Origin of the sequence: Vibrio sp. 10N.261.55.A10, assembly GCF_041470825.1 — a bacterium.
Classification (GTDB): Bacteria; Pseudomonadota; Gammaproteobacteria; order Enterobacterales; family Vibrionaceae; genus Vibrio; species Vibrio crassostreae_C.
Window position 1 is genome coordinate 15933 of record NZ_JBFRNC010000016.1, and the last position, 17880, is coordinate 33812.

General features: G+C 43.4%; 14 protein-coding genes. 5 read left to right on the plus strand and 9 right to left on the minus strand.

The features are described from left to right. Positions 1-357: 357 nt before the first annotated feature. The gene (locus AB4274_RS04395; protein WP_372111151.1) at positions 358-2097 is read right to left on the minus strand and encodes a bifunctional UDP-sugar hydrolase/5'-nucleotidase; all 1740 of its coding nucleotides are present in this window, start codon (positions 2095-2097) and stop codon (positions 358-360) included. A gap of 238 nt (positions 2098-2335) precedes the next feature. On the opposite strand from AB4274_RS04395, the gene AB4274_RS04400 reads away from it, so the two are divergent. Beyond that, complete coding sequence (locus AB4274_RS04400; RefSeq protein WP_017059816.1) at positions 2336-4087, plus strand: ATP-dependent endonuclease; 1752 nt, start codon at positions 2336-2338, stop codon at positions 4085-4087. Positions 4088-4263: 176 nt separating this feature from the next. Here the strand turns inward: AB4274_RS04400 and AB4274_RS04405 are convergent, their stop codons facing one another. Together AB4274_RS04405 and AB4274_RS04410 are read right to left on the minus strand one after the other, a co-directional pair. Beyond that, the gene (locus AB4274_RS04405; protein WP_017059817.1) at positions 4264-4758 is read right to left on the minus strand and encodes a DUF1097 domain-containing protein; all 495 of its coding nucleotides are present in this window, start codon (positions 4756-4758) and stop codon (positions 4264-4266) included. A 204-nt stretch (positions 4759-4962) separates the two neighbouring features. After that, positions 4963-5868: a LysR substrate-binding domain-containing protein gene (locus AB4274_RS04410; protein ID WP_372111153.1), complete on the minus strand. Its 906-nt coding sequence runs from the start codon at positions 5866-5868 to the stop codon at positions 4963-4965. A gap of 273 nt (positions 5869-6141) precedes the next feature. Here AB4274_RS04410 and focA point away from each other — a divergent pair, with 273 nt between their 5' ends. Then, positions 6142-7593: a formate transporter FocA gene (gene focA, locus AB4274_RS04415; protein WP_017064629.1), complete on the plus strand. Its 1452-nt coding sequence runs from the start codon at positions 6142-6144 to the stop codon at positions 7591-7593. 274 nt (positions 7594-7867) lie between these two features. Here the strand turns inward: focA and AB4274_RS04420 are convergent, their stop codons facing one another. The 3 genes from AB4274_RS04420 to AB4274_RS04430 form a co-directional block, all read right to left on the minus strand. Then, the gene (locus AB4274_RS04420; protein WP_017064630.1) at positions 7868-8437 is read right to left on the minus strand and encodes a YceI family protein; all 570 of its coding nucleotides are present in this window, start codon (positions 8435-8437) and stop codon (positions 7868-7870) included. Beyond that, on the minus strand, positions 8434-8973 hold the full coding sequence (locus AB4274_RS04425; RefSeq protein WP_017067366.1) for a cytochrome b: 540 nt from the start codon (positions 8971-8973) through the stop codon (positions 8434-8436). The genes AB4274_RS04420 and AB4274_RS04425 overlap by 4 nt, the downstream gene beginning before the upstream one ends. A gap of 153 nt (positions 8974-9126) precedes the next feature. After that, positions 9127-9372, minus strand: coding sequence for a DUF2164 domain-containing protein (locus AB4274_RS04430; protein WP_017059821.1), 246 nt, complete (start codon positions 9370-9372; stop codon positions 9127-9129). Between the two features lie 252 nt (positions 9373-9624). On the opposite strand from AB4274_RS04430, the gene AB4274_RS04435 reads away from it, so the two are divergent. Both AB4274_RS04435 and AB4274_RS04440 read left to right on the plus strand, forming a co-directional pair. Beyond that, the gene (locus tag AB4274_RS04435) at positions 9625-10260 is read left to right on the plus strand and encodes a hypothetical protein (protein WP_017069925.1); all 636 of its coding nucleotides are present in this window, start codon (positions 9625-9627) and stop codon (positions 10258-10260) included. 575 nt (positions 10261-10835) lie between these two features. Further along, complete coding sequence (locus AB4274_RS04440; RefSeq protein WP_029235240.1) at positions 10836-11573, plus strand: EAL domain-containing protein; 738 nt, start codon at positions 10836-10838, stop codon at positions 11571-11573. 179 nt (positions 11574-11752) lie between these two features. Here the strand turns inward: AB4274_RS04440 and AB4274_RS04445 are convergent, their stop codons facing one another. The 3 genes from AB4274_RS04445 to AB4274_RS04455 are packed head-to-tail and all read right to left on the minus strand — an operon-like array spanning position 11753 to position 16952. After that, entirely contained in the window at positions 11753-14812 is a 3060-nt protein-coding gene (locus AB4274_RS04445; RefSeq protein WP_017072168.1) for an efflux RND transporter permease subunit, read from the minus strand. Continuing rightward, the gene (locus tag AB4274_RS04450; RefSeq protein ID WP_372111154.1) at positions 14809-15864 is read right to left on the minus strand and encodes an efflux RND transporter periplasmic adaptor subunit; all 1056 of its coding nucleotides are present in this window, start codon (positions 15862-15864) and stop codon (positions 14809-14811) included. Before AB4274_RS04450 ends, AB4274_RS04445 begins: the two co-directional genes overlap by 4 nt. Continuing rightward, entirely contained in the window at positions 15864-16952 is a 1089-nt protein-coding gene (locus AB4274_RS04455) for an efflux RND transporter periplasmic adaptor subunit (protein WP_372111157.1), read from the minus strand. The genes AB4274_RS04450 and AB4274_RS04455 overlap by 1 nt, the downstream gene beginning before the upstream one ends. Before the next feature lie 150 nt (positions 16953-17102). Between AB4274_RS04455 and AB4274_RS04460 the strand changes: the two genes are divergently transcribed. Continuing rightward, positions 17103-17843 (plus strand): TetR/AcrR family transcriptional regulator, encoded by a 741-nt coding sequence (locus tag AB4274_RS04460; protein ID WP_017081129.1) that lies wholly within the window; start codon positions 17103-17105, stop codon positions 17841-17843. Positions 17844-17880 lie beyond the last annotated feature (37 nt).

Here is a 17880-nt window from a genome sequence, read left to right on the forward strand (position 1 = left end):
TTCGTCTATATAAATTTGCACGAAAAAAGCAAAAAAGGAGCAAACGCTCCTTTCTGATTGATGCCACTTTGTCAAATAGACACGCGAATTGATTCTAAGAATAAATTCGCAAGTCAAACACACTATTGCACTGCGTAATGAAGTTGCAAAAAGAGCAATTTACAGCCCTGCGGCAGGTATTAAATACACTAACGCTGACCAAACTGATACCCAACCGACAACCGCTACCGCATCTAACCAATCTTTCTTATCCATGCATATCTCCACAAGAAGGCGACCTGCAGAGATAAAGCATAAACAATGCCAATTTTATAAATAACCCAAAGTAATAGTGTTAAATATCAGTATCAGCTTTAGTTATCTAAAACACTCCATGCAATTCAACGGTTCATTGAGGTGAAGCGACTCTGGGTGGTCTTGCAGAAACTCGATGAAGCAGTCTGCCATAGAGTCAGTGGTGACCGTGCCATCACCGATCATATCCAACACAGCGTTATAGCCCTCTTTGCCTTTCATTGTATAGGCTGACGACGCGCCCCGGTAAATACGGTTGCGAGAAACAGCTTGCCAACCTGAATCATCAGAGTGAATTTCTAGATGGTGAATCCTGTGTCCTATAGGCGCTTCTTTGTGGTAACAAAACCTCAAATTATGTGTATAAGGAAAGCTACCTGAACCTGTGCCCACGACACCATTATCAATCGCGTTATTGATTGCACCTTCAAGCATGCAAGCGATCGTTTCACCTTTTACTTCATACACACCAATAGGTACGGCAAACGGTAGTAGTTTTCCGGCAATATCGGCAACAGAGACATCGCCGCTGTTCAGTGAATTTCTTACACCACCGGCGTTGTGAATGGCAAAGTCAACCTGATGCCCTTTCTTGTTCATTAGGTGGTGAAATGATTGAGCAACCAAGGGGGCTAGTTGACTCGGGCCTTTAGCATCTGGAATACGTACATGGCGAAGTTTAGTGTCTGCATGAGCAATCACTTGTTGCTGAAGCTTTCGAACTCGCGGCTGGTATTTATCCGTCAGAATGCTCTGCAGCTCAGGATCTTTCTTACACACTGCAATATTAGGGTGATTGTTTAAAAACTCACACGCCATATCGTGGGCATCGTCTTGCCCTACTTCACTCAGTTTCGCGTCTATAAAGAGTCGACGGCCTAATAACAGTTCGTTTTTACCATTGAAGTGCGTCACTTTGCCTTGAGAATCGAACTCGATTTCGCAGTGTCCTAAGCTCATGGCGTGGAAACCCGCTTGCACAACATAGGTATCGCCAATTTTCACACCGTATTCATCATCTTTAACTAAGCCGATATCAGAGAAATCACCTTGTAAGCGATGACTATGACCACCAACGATGACACCAATACCTGTTACGTTGGCTGCTAACTCTAAATCAGCTTCGTAACCAAGATGGCTAAGTAACACAATCTTGTTGATACCTGCTTGATGGATTTGCTCAATGGTCGCTTTTGCTGTTTCCAAAGCATTTTCAAACGGTGTATCGATATCTGGGTTAGCGATGCCTGCCATCTTGTCGATGCTTAAGCCGAATATTGCGACCTTCTCGCCATCAAACTCTTTCGTTATAAAAGAAGCACTTCGTGTTTCAGGCAGATAAGGCTTAACAATGTCGTTGTCCGCTAGCGTATGAGTTTTATTGATATCCTCATTCGATAGATTCCAGTTACCGGCCAACAGCGGGAATTTGATTCTTTTCGCGAAAATCGCAACGGGCTCATTACCCATGTCTAACTCGTGATTACCGAGCGTCATGGCATCTATATTAAGGGCATTCAACAAATCGGCATTGGCTTTTCCCTTGAATAAGGAAAAGTACAACGTGCCCTGGAAGCAGTCACCAGCGTGCAAGAACAAGGTTCCAACCTTCTGACGCTGGGCATCTTGTTCTATTTGTTTGAAGCGTGTTGAAATTCGAGCAAAGCCACCAGCACTGACATAAGGTTCAATGATGTGGTTGTTCATTTTAAGTGATAGCTGTAACGAGGTTGGTTCAAAGTATGAGTGGGTGTCGTTGATGTGTGCCAACACTATTTTTGTCGGCTTATTCTTTTTAGTCATATTTTCTTCTCTCTTTGTCCCTTCATACTAGGTCGAGAATCATGACAGAATCGTGAATTTTATGAAACTGCACTGCAAAAAAATACTCGAGATAGATCAAAAATCTCATTTTGCACCGTATTAATAAACAACGGGTTTTGTGACAGGTGAGCATACCGGATTTGGATTTTTCGATTATGATTAAAGATATCTGTTAGCTTTCAAATAATTAGCAGAGCCTTCCGTTAGGAGTAAGCCTATGCAACTAGAAAGAATCGAGATTTCTGGCTTTCGAGGTATCAAGCGCATGTCACTCGCGTTTGACGAGCTAACCACGCTTATTGGTGAAAATACTTGGGGTAAGTCTTCATTATTGGATGCCCTTTCCGTCATTCTGCCCTCAGACGGTGTGCCATATCACTTTGAAATGACCGATTTTCATGTCGATTACTCTGTTTCACACCCGCAGTCTCAACATCTTCAAATTGTTCTCGCTTTAAAAGCTAACGATAAGAGCGAACTTAACGCAGGTCGTTATCGCAAACTCAAACCTATTTGGGTTCAAGATGAATTTGGCGTATTTCGCATCTACTATCGCATCAGCGCGACGTTAGAACAGTATGAGACAACAACACACTATGCATTTCTTGGTTTGGACGGTAATCCGCTCAAGCTTCATCATTCAGAAAAGCTTGCTCAAGAATTAATGACCTTACATCCCGTTATCCGTTTGCGTGATGCAAGGCACTTTGATCGTCCTTTCAACGGCAAGTCCCTTAACCACAATGCTCACCTGCCGACTAATGTTCACGCAACTAATGCAAATTCAAACGGGAACGGGAACCATCACACGAGCAATGGCACAACAAATGGAAACGGCGCCAATAACGGTAATGGTCGACAAGCAAGAATAGAAAAACGAATAGACAACACCTGCCGCCGTCTTATGGCGATACCCGGACATGTTAATAAAGGTGAAATGCGCAGTAGCCTAGAGTCGATGCAAAGTTTGATTGAGCACTATTTTTCTTTCAAAAGTACTTCTCGTCGTAACCCTAGAAAACAGCGAGACGGATTGCTTTATTCTGCGGGTACCAATGATCAGAGTATTCATCAACTCGTCGAAGAGACCAAGAACAAACAAACTCGCTTATTATTCATGGGGTTACTTAACGCTTATCTACAAGCTAAAGGGCCAAACGACTTAAGGCGATGTGCGCGCCCTCTGTTGATCCTTGAAGATCCAGAAGGTCGATTGCACCCAACACACTTGGCAAGGGCTTGGAGCTTGATGCAGAAATTGCCCATGCAGAAAATCCTGACCACCAACAGTGGCGACCTACTTGCGGCGGTCCCACTTCAATCGATTCGTCGCTTGGTTCGTCAGTCAGACAAAACCATCGCCAATCAACTCAACATGAACCATTTCAGTAAGGATGAACTTCGACGAATTGGTTTTCATATCCGCTTCCACCGCTCTGGGGCACTATTTGCTCGCTGTTGGCTATTAGTAGAAGGTGAAACCGAGGTTTGGTTGTTCAATGAACTTGCCAACCAATGTGGCTATAACCTAGCAGCAGAAGGTGTGCAGATTATTGAGTTCGCCCAATCAGGACTTAAGGCACTGATTAAGGTCGCGCAAGAGTTTGGCATCGATTGGCATGTGGTAACTGACGGCGATGCGGCGGGTAAAAAATACGCAGCAACGGTGCTATCGAAGCTTGGTAATGATCAGGAAAGACATCGACTCACGGAACTGCCAGATAAAGATATCGAGCATTACCTATATATGAATGGGTTTGAGAGCTTTTTCCGTGACATGGTTAAGATTCCATACGATCACCCTATCCCTCCAAAGAAAGTGGTTGCCAAGGTATTGAAGAAACATGCAAAACCCGACCTTGCACTCGCCATTGTTTCTCATTGTGAGAATCAAGGACAAGAATGCATTCCGCTTTTATTAAGGTGGACATTAAAACGCGTGATCACCATGGCGAATGGAAATACCTAAACATAATTTGTTTTATAGATGCTATCAGTTGCTCTACTGATGAAATATTTATCTAGTCGCCTCAACCAAAAAAGGCACACCAAACGGTGTGCCTGTATAAATCGATATACAAATTAATTGGGGGTTATCTTGCAAGAGTTCACAGTGACTAACTAAGGTTAGGTTAGGTTAACGAATTAAGCCTTTGCCTGTTTAGCGTGTTGTTCAACAACTTCCGAAGATTGAGTCGATTTCTCGTGAAGCCATAGCCCCGTTGCTTTCATCAAGTATCCAAATACACCACCAAGCAGTAAAGATGGCACTACAAGTTGCCAATCACCACCTGCAGCAAACGTCGCACAGCAACCAATGAAGGTGCCTGGGATATAACCTAGCCACGCTTGTTTCGCTTGAATACACATAAAGAAAGCCACAATAGCAGTAATCATGTAGCCTAAAATCTCTAACCCTGCGAAGGTTGAGCTTTCGATAATCACCATTGCCCAGAATACGCCAGTCATGTTGGTCAATAAGCTACCTGCTAGTCCTTTAACGCCGCCTGTTGGCGAAGCAAAGTAACTGGTGCAACCTAAGAAACCTGCCCATGACAATAAGCCGAAAGAGATAGCAATCCATCCCCATAGACCTGACAAAATACCTGTTGTTAATGAAATCGCGACTAATGTACTCATACTATTTCTAAAGCCTAATTACGTAATTGAACGCAACCGGATTTAGCCTCACTTAAAATCAAGTAAGCATACTATGGGAAGATAGCCCTTATTTAGCCGATCACGATCACATTAATAATGTATGCAGATGTGCATTTATCACTAGATAGAGACAGAAATCGCTTATTCAACATATTTGGTTATCAGTATTTTATCAATTTATCGTTACAGAATCGATGGCTTGCCTTTCATCATGCGCTTACCTTCTCGCTTAATACACTCAGCAAGTGGGTTCTCAGACATATCTGCACGCCAAATAAAGGACAAGGTTCTTTCCATTTCAAGCTCAGGGACATTTAATGTGACCAGTTGACCAGACTCAACAAACTGTTCGACATCGAGATAAGGTAAACACGTTAAATATGGGCCGTTTGCAACCAAACTTCTTAAAACAGGAACGTGTTCATACTCTCGCCAAACATCAAGATCACCAATTAAATGGTGAATAGAGCTATCAAAAACTTTGCGAGTACCCGAACCATGTTCACGTAATACCCATTTTGCTTGTTCTAATTGCGCCAAGCTTACTCGTTCACGCTTCGCAAACGGGTGATGAGCCGATGCAACCACCGTTAAATGGTCCGTACACCACACTTCTTGGTGAACTCGGTTGTCATCACAACGACCTTCGATAACACCCAAGTCATATTGATAATCTAATACGCCATCAATAACCGCATCGGTACTTTGTACGCCGAGCGAGATTCGCATCTCAGGAAAGTCGTTATCAATAATACTGATGAGGTCAGGAACTAGGTGTTCCGCTGGTGTTTGGCTTGCACCGAGTTTGAGCTCTCCACTTAGTAAATGCTGCTCATAAAAACCCATCTCAATTTGCTGCGCATCTTGCAGTAAACGCTTCGCTTTAGGCCTTAGCCACATCCCCCAATGAGTAAGAGCCATTTGCTTGCCCTGCCTTTCAAACAAAGGCCTGCCGAGCATTTTTTCCAACTGTGCAAGAGACATACTTGTCGCCGACTGAGTCAACGCCAATTTGTCTGCTGCCTGACTAACGCTCCCGGAGTCTGCTACTGCATCAAATACCGCGAGTTGCTTTAATGAATAACGCAAAATTCATCCTTAATGCTTTTAATTATTTGTGTCCTGATGCTCGTTTTTTATAAAGCCAATGAGCAATCAATTTCATTCTACGCGTAACCCAATCTATATCAATAAATTTGATGTGGTTTCTAAAAATTATCAATTTTACCTCTACCCATCAACGCCCTAATCTGGAATGGCAGGACACAACGAGCCCTGCAAAACATTACTGATTAACCATTACGGATTAACCAAGTCATTAACACTAGGAATTACACATGACGGATTGTTCAAGGGGGGGATATGGCAACCAGCACTTCTGAAAATCATCAACTGTTCTCACCAACAGAAATGATGGCGGAAGCAGAGAAGTTTGCATTAAGTAAAGCAAATAAAACCAGCAGCATGACATTGAGTTTGGCAATCATGGCTGGCGCATTCATCGGGCTTGCTTTTTTGTTCTACATCACGGTAACCACGGGCAGCGCTGATGCTGGATGGGGATTGAGTCGCTTAGCCGGCGGTCTTGCATTCAGTATGGGTTTGATCTTGATTGTGATTTGCGGTGGTGAGCTATTTACCAGCTCAGTGTTATCCAGCATCTCATGGGCTAACAAGCAAATCACCTTCACTAAGATGCTGTCTATCTGGGGCAAAGTGTATGTCGGCAACTTTATCGGTGCCATGTTCCTATTGGCTTTGGTAAGCGCAGCAGGCTTATATCAACTGGATGGCGGCCAATGGGGCTTAAACGCTCTAAACATTGCTCAACACAAGCTGCACCACAGCCCAGTTCAAGCGTTTGCTTTGGGTGTGCTTTGTAACTTGTTGGTATGTTTAGCGATTTGGTTAACGTTCAGCTCTGCTAACGCAATGACCAAAGCAATGATGACCGTGTTACCCGTTGCAATGTTCGTAAGCTCAGGCTTTGAACACTGTGTGGCGAATATGTTCATGGTTCCTCTAGGCATCACGATTCAAACATTCGCCCCGGAAAGCTTCTGGATGCAAATCGGTGCAACACCGGCGCAGTACGCAGACTTAAACGTCATGCAATTTGTCACAGCAAACTTAATACCAGTGACAATCGGCAACATCGTAGGTGGTTCAGTATTGGTCGGCTTAGCCAACTGGAGTATCTACCGTCGCCCACAACTTAAAGCAGCAAAAATTACCGCTATTACACAAACAACAGAAATTACGTCAGTTAAGGAAATTACTATGAACACAGCAACTACTATCAAGCAAATCATGAACACTCAACCAATTACATTGAGCGTTGAAATGCCAACATCAGTCGCGATTGATACACTTTTAGACGCGCAACTTGTTAGCGCTCCTGTTTGTGATGTTGAAGGCCGTCTAGTGGGTATCTTCTCTGTTCATGACGTAATGGTTGACCTTTGGTGCCAAGATTACATCCCAACTAAAGGCCAAAAAGTCGTAGACCTAATGAGCCGTGACGTTGTGGCAATCGATGCAAACGACAAGCTAGTAGACGTTGCTGAGTTCCTATGCATCGACAAAGAGCAACTGTACCCGACGACAAGCATGGGCTTCGCAACTCGCTTGACATCTCTTTCTCTAGAAGAGCGTGCAAAAGCGATGAAAGTAAGCCAACCACATATGCTTCCAGTGTTAGAAAATGGCGTGATGGTGGGTGTGTTGACTCGCATTGAAGTGATGCAAGCACTGCGTCCAATCTACGGTGACCGACTAAACGTGGTTCCTCAAGCTGAACTAGAAACAGCTTAACTAATCGTAAGTTGAACTATTAGGGATTAGTAGTTCAATTAGATAACTCAGTCATGGCAACGTTGACTGGCTAGAGGCAAATGGTGGCTTTTAACGTACTAAACGGTTTGACACAAAACAGACCTAAACGCGTTGCCATTTATCTCAATAAAAAAGGCGCAAAGTGAAAACTTTGCGCCTTTCTCTATTTCTAACTGCTGACCTATTTAGTATCGACCAAACTTTTTATATTTCTAAATAATGTTGATACCTGTCAGAGAGCTAGAAAGCTAGATTACTTTTTTACGCCTTCAACGTGTAGTTCCATGTCTACATAGCTTGAAGCGCCCATTACTGGAATGTTGAAGTCAGCAAGTTCTAGACGAGTTGTACCCACGAAACCAGCACGCTCACCGCCCCAAGGGTCTTGACCAGCACCGATGAATTCAGCTTCGATAACGATTGGCTTAGTTACGCCGTGAAGCTTAAGGTCACCCATTACTTCAAGTTTGCCGTTGCCTTTATCAACCACTTTTGTGCTGTTGAAAGTAGCGTCAGAGAATTTACCTGCATCAATGAAGTCAGAGCTACGGATGTGCTTGTCACGCTCTGCGTGGTTTGAATCAAGGCTTGTTGTATCAATAGTTACGTTTACTTTTGATGCTTCAACGTTGCTTTCATCAAATGAGAAATCACCTGAGAATGTGTTAAAACGGCCTTGGATAAAGCTATAACCTAGGTGGCTAACTTTAAAGTTAACTGAAGCATGCGCACCTTTTGTATCAATCACGTAATCAGCGGCGTTCGCAGCGAAAGGCATTGCCATAGCAAATGCTAATCCTGTAGCGATAATTGACTTTTTCATTTTGAAGCTCCTATCATTTTTCGTAGCGTATCGTCTTTGTCGATAACGTGGTGTTTTATCGCCGCTAAGGCGTGCACTGATGCCATAATGATCAGTACCCATGCAGCATAGTAGTGAACCGTACCTGCGAGATCAGATTGGTTTGCAAACAGTTCGCCCATACTTGGTACAGTGAACCAATTGAATACCTCTATCCCGCGGCCATCTGATGTCGAAATCAAATAACCTGAAATAAACAAAACCGCTAAGTTGATGTACATGAAGCCGTGAGCGATCTTCGCTGCTGCAACTTCATAGCTTTTACCTTCCACTTTAGGTGACGCGGTAACTAGTTTCCAGACCAAGCGGATAACAGTAACGGCAGCCAAAAGAATGCCTACCGAGCGGTGATAGTCTGGCGCTGTTTTGTACCACTCGCTGTAGTATGAAAGATCAACCATCCACAGGCCTACACCAAATAAGCCAAATACCGCGAGAGCTGAAATCCAATGCATCGCTCTTGCTAAAGGGTTGTAATTTCTAACGTTGTTGTCCATGCATCTCTTCCGAATGTTAACGAGTAGTGTAGTTTCGAAAAGCGTACCCTACACCAAGTTTGTGTAACATATTATTTACCAAGCTTTACATTGGTAACATCATTTCAAATTAAACGAGTTATTCAAATTATTTGAACAAGTTTGGGCTAAACGTTAGATTTCAACGATTTGTTCGATCTCGTAAAGCTCATCTGAGATATCTAACATTTTACGTTCCATGACTTTTTGAGCGTCTTCTATCCCTTTGTTGTAGTAAACCGCCCCAAACTTTTTACTTATGAAATCGACCAAGAATTCTGTGTCGAACTGACCAAGCTCCACATCAAGTTCATCTTGCAGGTACTTTTGGAGCGTATGAGTAAGCTCAGACTTTTGTTTCGAATCTAATTGAATGGTCATGAATGTTTCCAAATAAAGAGTAAGTAGATCAATTGTGATTTGCTGACTAGACTATAGTCGAGGTAACTAGCTAGAATTCCTCATAATTTAGAATACAGACCTGTAGAGCGCCAGTGCTATCCATAAAATCACTCAGCAATGGTTAATTTTGATAGAGAGATCAAGAACTCGCACTTTGACGATAGGTAACGGAACCGCAATTACCGTACTATTGCCCATCAATAAGATAGTAGCTGTGTATAAGGGACTTCATTGTTATTAGATCTAGTGATTAAAAGCGTTAATCAATTTCAAGACGATTGCCTAAAGCTCTGTGAACGCCACTACCCTACGGTGCACAATCAAGGGATCAGTGAGCACCATATAGGAAAGGCATTTGCTCGCCGAATGGAGCACACCTTCGTTAGCTTTAATCATGCAAGCAACATCAGCCCACTTGAAATGCTTTCTTCTGGCGAAACGCCTCGACACTTCCGAATATCTTCCGAAATTGGTACCGTTTGGATGATCAGTCATCATATGGTGAGCGCCGGGAAAACCTGTCGTAGAAAGTTAATGTTGGACATCCATAATTGGCAACAAGAGTATGGATTTTCCATTCAACCCAATGACGTTTTGATCATTGTCTCCGACCATTGGATTAGCCGAAGCAAAAACAGCGGTGAATTATTGCATTGGTGGATGGGTGAACTCCCAGACGAGATCACGGAATATAGCCAACAAGGTATCACGCTAAGAGAGAGTGATTCTCAATTCGCTACTGACTTAAATAATAATTTTAAAATCAGCCCTTGCTTCATTAAATTTGGACACCCTTTAAAGCGGTCAGGAAATCAACAACTGGTTCGTAAATACCTGCAACTTTACGCAGTACTTCAATGGCAGTAAGAATACGGGTCAACTTTTTTAATCAGTCTTGAAAGTAAATAGTTAGACCTCCATCCCAATATTTTATAAAACCCAACTCAAGCCCTACCCAATAATCAATCAAAATTTATCTTCGATAAAATAATAACTTATCAGCTCATCGTTCATATTTTGAGAAGTAGATATCATTTATATGCAAACAGAGTTGTTTGTTAATAATGTAACTTTGACATTCCCCCATAACCTGAGGCTTTATCCTTACTTTCACCTGGTGTATTAGCGTTGAAAGCTTATATTGATTGGTGTTGATATGAGATAGATTACTCAGAGATTAAATTCACAATAGTCATTATTAATGGTGAATGATAAGTAATTTTAATGACTAATATCAATTATCATGCTGTTTTTTCGTTAATTATATTTATTTAAATATTGACTCTACAAATGAGTTTTATTAATTGACAATTTACTTACACCTGTCAATATTGTGACAGCCGCGACATGTACGTCCGCCATTGAATAAGCCCTCTTTACTAGCGACTATGATTTTATCAGACAGAAGTGAATTTATTAGCTGTATATCCGTAGATGCTGATATGCAGTTTATTGCGAAATACCAAGACCTGACGCTTAGGAGCGTCTATCAACCTATATTCGACTCTTCTATGACTCAAATAGGTGTTGAGGCTTTGGTGCGCATTTCAAATAACAAAGGTGATATTGTTCGTCCTGATCACTTCTTCCATTCCGACGAAACCTCAAGCACAGACAAAATCAATGTAGAGAGGTTGAGTCGAGCGATTCATATCCGTAACTTCGCACAATCGACAATCCGTCATTTACATCTATTTTTGAACGTTCTTCCAAACGTTGGTGAGTTGTTTGCCGCAGAGAAAGTGAGCGATAGCTTGTTAGCTAAACGCCTTCACGAGCTTAACCTTTCATGCGAACAGATAGTGATGGAGTTGGTAGAGTTGAACGCAGAAAGTGAAGAGCGTTTGAAAGATGCCGCTCTTTCTCTTGCGGATAATGGCTTTCAAATAGCGGTCGATGATTTTGGAACACAAGCATCAACCGAACAACGCGTTCGTCACATTAACCCTCATATCATCAAGATAGACCGCTCGGTTATGTTGGACTTTGAACAAGGCGACACTCGAGAAATGGAGTTAGTACTTGATCTTGCAAACCAAATTGGCGCAAAGACAGTGATTGAAGGTATTGAAACCCAACAACAACTCGAAGCGATGCAGGGCTTAGGCTTCAATATGTATCAAGGCTATCACTTAGCCATGCCAAAGCCGATTGAATTAGACATACGGCTAGCAATCTAGAATTGCCCTATCCTTCTCAAAGCCGCTTGACCATTGAGTAGCGGATTTTTTAATGCTTGCCTATTCGTACCCTCATACCGCTCTCACGTGTCAACACATTTCAGGACGGGACAACACGCATAAAAAACCCAGTCAAATTTGACTGGGCTGGCTTAAAAGAATCTGTTTTATATCATTCCCTAATAACCCGCAGTGGACGGTTTGATTCTATATAAAATAGCGAACATCACCGGTACTACTATTAGCGTTAGTACGGTAGCAAAGCCTAAGCCTGCCATGATGGTAATCGCCATCGAGCCGAAAAATGCATCGAATACCAAAGGAATCATACCCAAGATAGTCGTTAATGCTGCCATAGATACCGGTCGTACACGACTAATCGCACTGTCGACAACCGCTAAATATGGGTCTTTACCTGTTGATAGCTCACTGTTGATTTGGTCAAGCAGTACAATGCCGTTCTTCAAAATCATGCCGCTTAGACTCAATAAGCCAAGGAACGCTGTGAAGCTGAATGGCATATTGGTACCTAACAGACCAATTGAAACACCAATGATAGAGAGTGGCACCGTAAACCAAATCACAAGCGGCTTACGAACCGAGTTAAACAGAAGCATCGTGATGATAAACATCAGCAAATAACCCATTGGCAGTGAACCAAACAGAGATTCTTGCGCATCTTTAGAGCTTTCGTACTCACCACCCCAGCTAATGCTGTAGCCTTCTGGTAAATCTAATGCTTCTACCTTTGGTTTCACACGAGCAAACAGACTCGCTGGCGTTTCATCACCAAGAACATCGTGGTCAGCCAATACTGTTAGCGTACGTTTTCTGTCGCGACGCTGAATCAGTGGCTCAGACCATTGAAGCTCTACGCCATCAATCACTTGCTCAACTGGGATGTAAGTTTGTAGTGATGGGCTCCAAATCTTCACATTGTTTAGCGATTCGAAATCAAAACGCTCTTCTTCCGGTAAACGCGCCACGATAGGTAACATATGAGTACCATCACGCAGTAGGCCGATGTTGTAACCGCCAAACGCCATCTGTAATGTCTCAGACAAGTCAGTTTTTGAAATGCCTAGGCGACGAGCCTTAGATTCGTTGAACAGTGGTACAAGTTCTTTAGTGCGTTCACGCCAGTCATGACGAACATTTCGAGAGCCTGGATCGGCAAGCAAGATGTCTTCGACTTCAACTGCAATGTTACGCAGTACTTGTGGATCGGCACCGATAATACGCGCTTCAATTTTTGAAGCGGGTGACGGACCAAACTCAATCAACTTGAACTGGAACGTTGGTTGCTCAAATTCGTTCGCTAAGTCTTTGTCTAGCGCCGCTAGAGCCTTAAACATAGTGTCGCGGTCAGTGGTTCTTACTTGTAACTGGGCGTACGCTTCGTAGCTTTTCTCTGGTTGGTAAGTCAGTGCGAAACGTTGCATGCCCTGCCCAACCGTTGTCGTTACAAACTCCACGTCGTCTTGCTGGCGAATGTAGCTTTCAACTTTTTCTGTCTGCTTGATCGTTTCACGAACATCGGTGCCTTCTGGCATCCACATGTCTACGTAAAACATTGGGGTATTTGACGGCGGGAAGAACTGCTGCTTCACCATACCAAAACCGACGACAGAAACTGCTAATAGAGCGACCATACTAACTACAGTAAGCCATCTAAATCGAAGTGCTACTTTCAGACACGCACCGAATACCACAAACAGGATGCCTTTGTATGGGTCTTCGTTCTCATCAACCTTGTCTTCTTCTTTAAGCAACATCTCGGCAAGGAATGGCGTTAGTGTTAGTGCAGTTACCCAACTCAAAAACAGTGAGAAACACAGTACCCAAAACAGTGAACCCATGAATTCGCCTGTCGCATCCTTCGACAAACCAATCGGTGCAAACGCTGTGATAGCGATAATGGTCGCACCTAACAGTGGCCATTGTGTTTGCTTGACGATGTCTTTCGCTGCTTGAAGCTTGGTTTTGCCTTTCTTCAAGCCCACCAAAATACCTTCAACGACAACAATCGCATTATCCACCAGCATACCCAGCGCGATGATCAGTGCCCCCAGAGAGATGCGGTGCAGTTCAACATCGTTGTAATCCATCAGGATGAAGGTACCGAATACCGTCAATAGAAGAACCAAACCGATGATCAAACCACTGCGTAAGCCCATTGCGAACAACAATACAATGATAACGATGGCTACCGCTTCAACTAGGCTGATTAAGAAGTCAGCCACAGATTTGTCTACTTCTTGCGCTTGGTTGTAGAAGTAATTCAGTTCTACACCCGCTGGCTTAATGCTTTCTAGGCGATCCAGTTCCGCATCCAGTGCTTTACCAATCTCAACCACGTTTACACCAGAAGAGAACGCAATACCCAAGTTGATTGCTGGTTTACCGTTGTACGTTAATACATTGCCCGGCTTTTCTTGAATGCCACGAGTTACTTCAGCGACATCTTTCAAGCGAATCAGGTTACCTGTATCGCGACCATGAATGATCAGGTTTTCTAGTTCTTCAACCGTGCTTAAGGTGCCGTTTGGCTTGATCGTAAGGCTTTGACCATTCAGCATCACCTCGCCTGCCGATACCACACTGTTTTGCTGTGCTAGCAGTGACGTAACCGTCGACATATCTAGGTTCAATGCGGCTAAGCGTTCCAGTGACATCTCAACAAACAGTTGTTCTTGTTGGTCACCTGCAATGCTTACTTTACCGACACCGTCGACCAGTTCGATTTCACGCGTTAGGTAATCTGCGTACTGTTTGAGCTCAACGTAATCGTAACCATCACCGGTCAGCATGATCATCACACCAAACACATCACCAAAATCATCGATGATCTGAACGGAATTTACACCACTTGGCAGTGTTGGTTGTAGATCGTTGATCTTACGGCGCATTTCATCCCAGATCTGAGGCAGCTCGTCTGGACCGTAGTCCATCTTCATACTGACCATAATTTGGGACATACCGTTCGATGATGTCGAGGTAATCTTGTCGATATAAGGCAGCTGTCGTATCTCTTTTTCAAGTGGATACGTCAACTCCTCTTCAACTTCCATTGACGTTGCGCCAGGGTAAGTTGAAATAATCATGGCATCTTTAATGGTAAAAGCTGGGTCTTCTAAACGGGATAGATTACCAAAAGACGTCACACCGCCAATGGCCAAAATGACTAGAAACAGCCAGCTGATTACTTTGTTCTTTATTGAATATTCTGCGATGTTCATTCTGCTTTTCCTGACAATTGGATTCCGTCACGGAGTTTTCTTAAATTCGAATTTACGAGTAGCTCACCTTGCTCAACACCATGAGCGATGAGTGCGCCTTGGCCACTGATCTTGTCGACTTCTACTTCGCTTTTGAATACTTGTCCGTCTTCCATTTTCCACACATAGAACTGATTCGCTTCAGAGCCCGCTTCTAGCGTTGTCATTGGTAATTGGTAGCCTTGAACATCGCTCAGGCCCGCTTTCGCCATATCTACATTGACCGTAACGCTCGTGCCTGGCAGGATTTCACTTTCAGGCTGCTGCATCTGCATCCAAAATTCGTAGGTACGGGATTGTGGGTGCAGTTCACTGGTGTGTTCAAGATACGTCAGTGGATATTGGCCTGTGTGACCGCCAAAGGTCGCCTCAGGACGATAGCTATTTGAACGCATGTCTGGGCTAATTGACGCCAAGATCGAATCTGATACTTGAATTCGCACATACACCTTGTCGTTCTGGTACACACTCAGTAGTGTTTCTCCAGGCGTCGTATTTTCGAATCGTTGCTTATCGACAGTTGAGACTGTTCCTGAGAATGGCGCTAAAAGTTCTGTGTAACCTAGCTTGCGTTTTGCCGCCGCCAAATTCGCCGATGCGAGCTTATAGTTAGCCGTCAGTTGGTCGTGTTCTGATTGCGATAACATTTCGCTGCCAAACATCTCCGTTCCACGGGCCAACTGTTTGCTTGCCAGTTTGAATTGAGATTGAGCATCAGTCAGATCTTGTACGTACGTTGCGTTATCTAAGGTGGCTAATAACTGGCCTTTTTCGACGTTGTCGCCGGCTTCTACCAAGACTTGTTGGATTTCGCCTGCGAGCTTAAATGCCAAGGGGGTCAATTCAGCGGGCATTACCTGACCGTTAAAACTTCTGAATTGATCAGTCAGCGGCGCGCCAACTTCAAAGGTAGAAACTAACAGAGGGGGTTGTTCACGATGTACAGCTTCACTGTTACAGGCTTGAAGTAACATAGCCGACGCGACAACAATTGATAATTTGGAAAGGTTCATTAAATACCGCCCTCACGTAACCAAGCTTTTACTTGCTGTCCATCGGATAACACATCCACACCCGCTTCAACGATAAGGTCGCCAGACGACAATCCATCAATAACCTTGCCTTGCTCATCAAGAAGGACTTGTACTTTAGAAATCAGTTGAGAGTCAGGGTTATAACGCCATAGTTCACCATGGTCAGCTTCTTTGGTTAACCAAGCTGAATCAACAATGCCAATACCGTAGTCAGATTTATGCTTCTGAACTTCAACTTGCGCTGTCATCCCAGAAAGTAAATTGATGCCTTCCGGCTTTTCGATGGATACAACCGCTTGGTAGCTGTTGGTGTCTTCATCTGGTTGTGTAGAGATTTCTTTAAAGCGAGTCGGGATACGAATACCACGGTGGCTATCCATCACAACCCACATGTTTGAGCTCGTTAGGTCTTGAATAGAACGATCTTCAAGCTTTGATACTGGAATAGAAAACGTCACGTCCATCTCACTGTGATTCAAAATATTCAGTACAGGCTGCTTTTCTGCGATCAATTGATATTGTTTTCCAAACACCATCGATACCACGCCATCGAATGGAGCAACTAAGGTGGTGTAGCCAAGGTTTGTTTTTGCTTGGTCCAACTCAACGTCAGCGGCAGTAAAGGTGTTTACGGCTTGGTCGTAGTAATCGGTACTGACTAACTTTTTCGCGTACAACTCAGAAGCTTGTTTGTATTGGCTATTCGCAAGATCAAATTTGGCTTGTGCTGCATCAACCGCGATACGGTAATCCGTCGCGTCTAATACGGCTAACACCTGACCCTTCTTCACTTCTTGTCCCATACGAACATCGAAGGTTTCTATATCTCCACCCACTTGGAAAGAAAGCGCAGCACGGTCAGTTGCATCCACTTTTGCAATGAAGCTATCAAGCTCGATATCCGTCTGCAAAGGAATCTCAAACAGCTTTACAGGCTTAACAACTTGAACCGTTTCTTCTGACTGAACCTTATTACATCCGGTCAAAGAGCCTGCGAGCAATAGTGCTGCAATCACAGCTCCCATGCGCTTGCTCGATATGGCATTGATCGACAAATTGAACTGCATGATGTCTCTCCATTTAATTATTATGATTTATTACACAGGTGGGCAGTATATTCAAAATTCCGTAATCCACAAGATTTACTTTCCACCTGTGCAGTATTTTTTATTTGAGTAAAAACAGTGTAGAATGTGGTAATCAGGTAAATGTGTGAAATGAAGATGACTGAAAAGAAACAAGGCAGAAGAAGCGCAAAAGACGCTGAAGAGACGAGATTTTTGATCATGGGTGTTGCTGCGGATATGTTCTGTGAGCATGGTTATGATAGCGTTTCGCTTCGTAACATCAGTGAGAAAGCAGGTGTATCGCATAGCCTTATTCGCCACCACTTTGGCAGCAAAGAAAAAATCTGGCATGCGATAAGCGATTGTTTACACGCCTATTTTCAGTCTTATATTGCTAAGATAGTGGAAGAGTTACCAAAAGGCGTCGCACCAAACATTACTATCTATTTATTTAGTATGCGCCTTTTTAGCAACATGATTCACTCACGAAAACCGATGCAACTTATCACTGACTCTGTTCGCCAAAAAGACAACTTGGTCGATTATTTTATCGACAATGTTGGCGATGTCGAAAAAGAAATCAACATGTTAGCTGAACAATATAACGATGCGAATCCAGAGAATTTGATCAACATTTATGAGATTAAGTGGCAAATGATCATGTATGCGCACGGAGCGGTATGCCTAACTCCCTTCATGGAGAGCACTTGGAATGAAGGCGATATGGTCACCTCGCCCGAAGATGCCCTACTTAAGCATTGGCAGCTTTTCAACACGCAGATGGTCAGCAAGTTTAGAATAGAAGACCAATGGGTGCTAAACCCAACTAGCCTAGAAGAGCTAATTTATGAAGTGCCCTGTGTATGGAAGTGCAATCAAGAACATCATTAATCCAGTGTTTTTATTTTCCTTGGTCGTAAGTTGATTT

What these genes read in the sequence shown, in the direction of transcription:
- AB4274_RS04395 (WP_372111151.1), bottom strand. Translation starts at nt 2,097, where the DNA reads ATGACTAAAAAGAATAAGCCGACAAAAATAGTGTTGGCACACATCAAC.
- AB4274_RS04400 (WP_017059816.1), top strand. Translation starts at nt 2,336, where the DNA reads ATGCAACTAGAAAGAATCGAGATTTCTGGCTTTCGAGGTATCAAGCGC.
- AB4274_RS04405 (WP_017059817.1), bottom strand. Translation starts at nt 4,758, where the DNA reads ATGAGTACATTAGTCGCGATTTCATTAACAACAGGTATTTTGTCAGGT.
- focA (WP_017064629.1), top strand. Translation starts at nt 6,142, where the DNA reads ATGGCAACCAGCACTTCTGAAAATCATCAACTGTTCTCACCAACAGAA.
- AB4274_RS04420 (WP_017064630.1), bottom strand. Translation starts at nt 8,437, where the DNA reads ATGAAAAAGTCAATTATCGCTACAGGATTAGCATTTGCTATGGCAATG.
- AB4274_RS04425 (WP_017067366.1), bottom strand. Translation starts at nt 8,973, where the DNA reads ATGGACAACAACGTTAGAAATTACAACCCTTTAGCAAGAGCGATGCAT.
- AB4274_RS04430 (WP_017059821.1), bottom strand. Translation starts at nt 9,372, where the DNA reads ATGACCATTCAATTAGATTCGAAACAAAAGTCTGAGCTTACTCATACG.
- AB4274_RS04440 (WP_029235240.1), top strand. Translation starts at nt 10,836, where the DNA reads ATGCAGTTTATTGCGAAATACCAAGACCTGACGCTTAGGAGCGTCTAT.
- AB4274_RS04445 (WP_017072168.1), bottom strand. Translation starts at nt 14,812, where the DNA reads ATGAACATCGCAGAATATTCAATAAAGAACAAAGTAATCAGCTGGCTG.
- AB4274_RS04450 (WP_372111154.1), bottom strand. Translation starts at nt 15,864, where the DNA reads ATGAACCTTTCCAAATTATCAATTGTTGTCGCGTCGGCTATGTTACTT.
- AB4274_RS04455 (WP_372111157.1), bottom strand. Translation starts at nt 16,952, where the DNA reads ATGCAGTTCAATTTGTCGATCAATGCCATATCGAGCAAGCGCATGGGA.
- AB4274_RS04460 (WP_017081129.1), top strand. Translation starts at nt 17,103, where the DNA reads ATGAAGATGACTGAAAAGAAACAAGGCAGAAGAAGCGCAAAAGACGCT.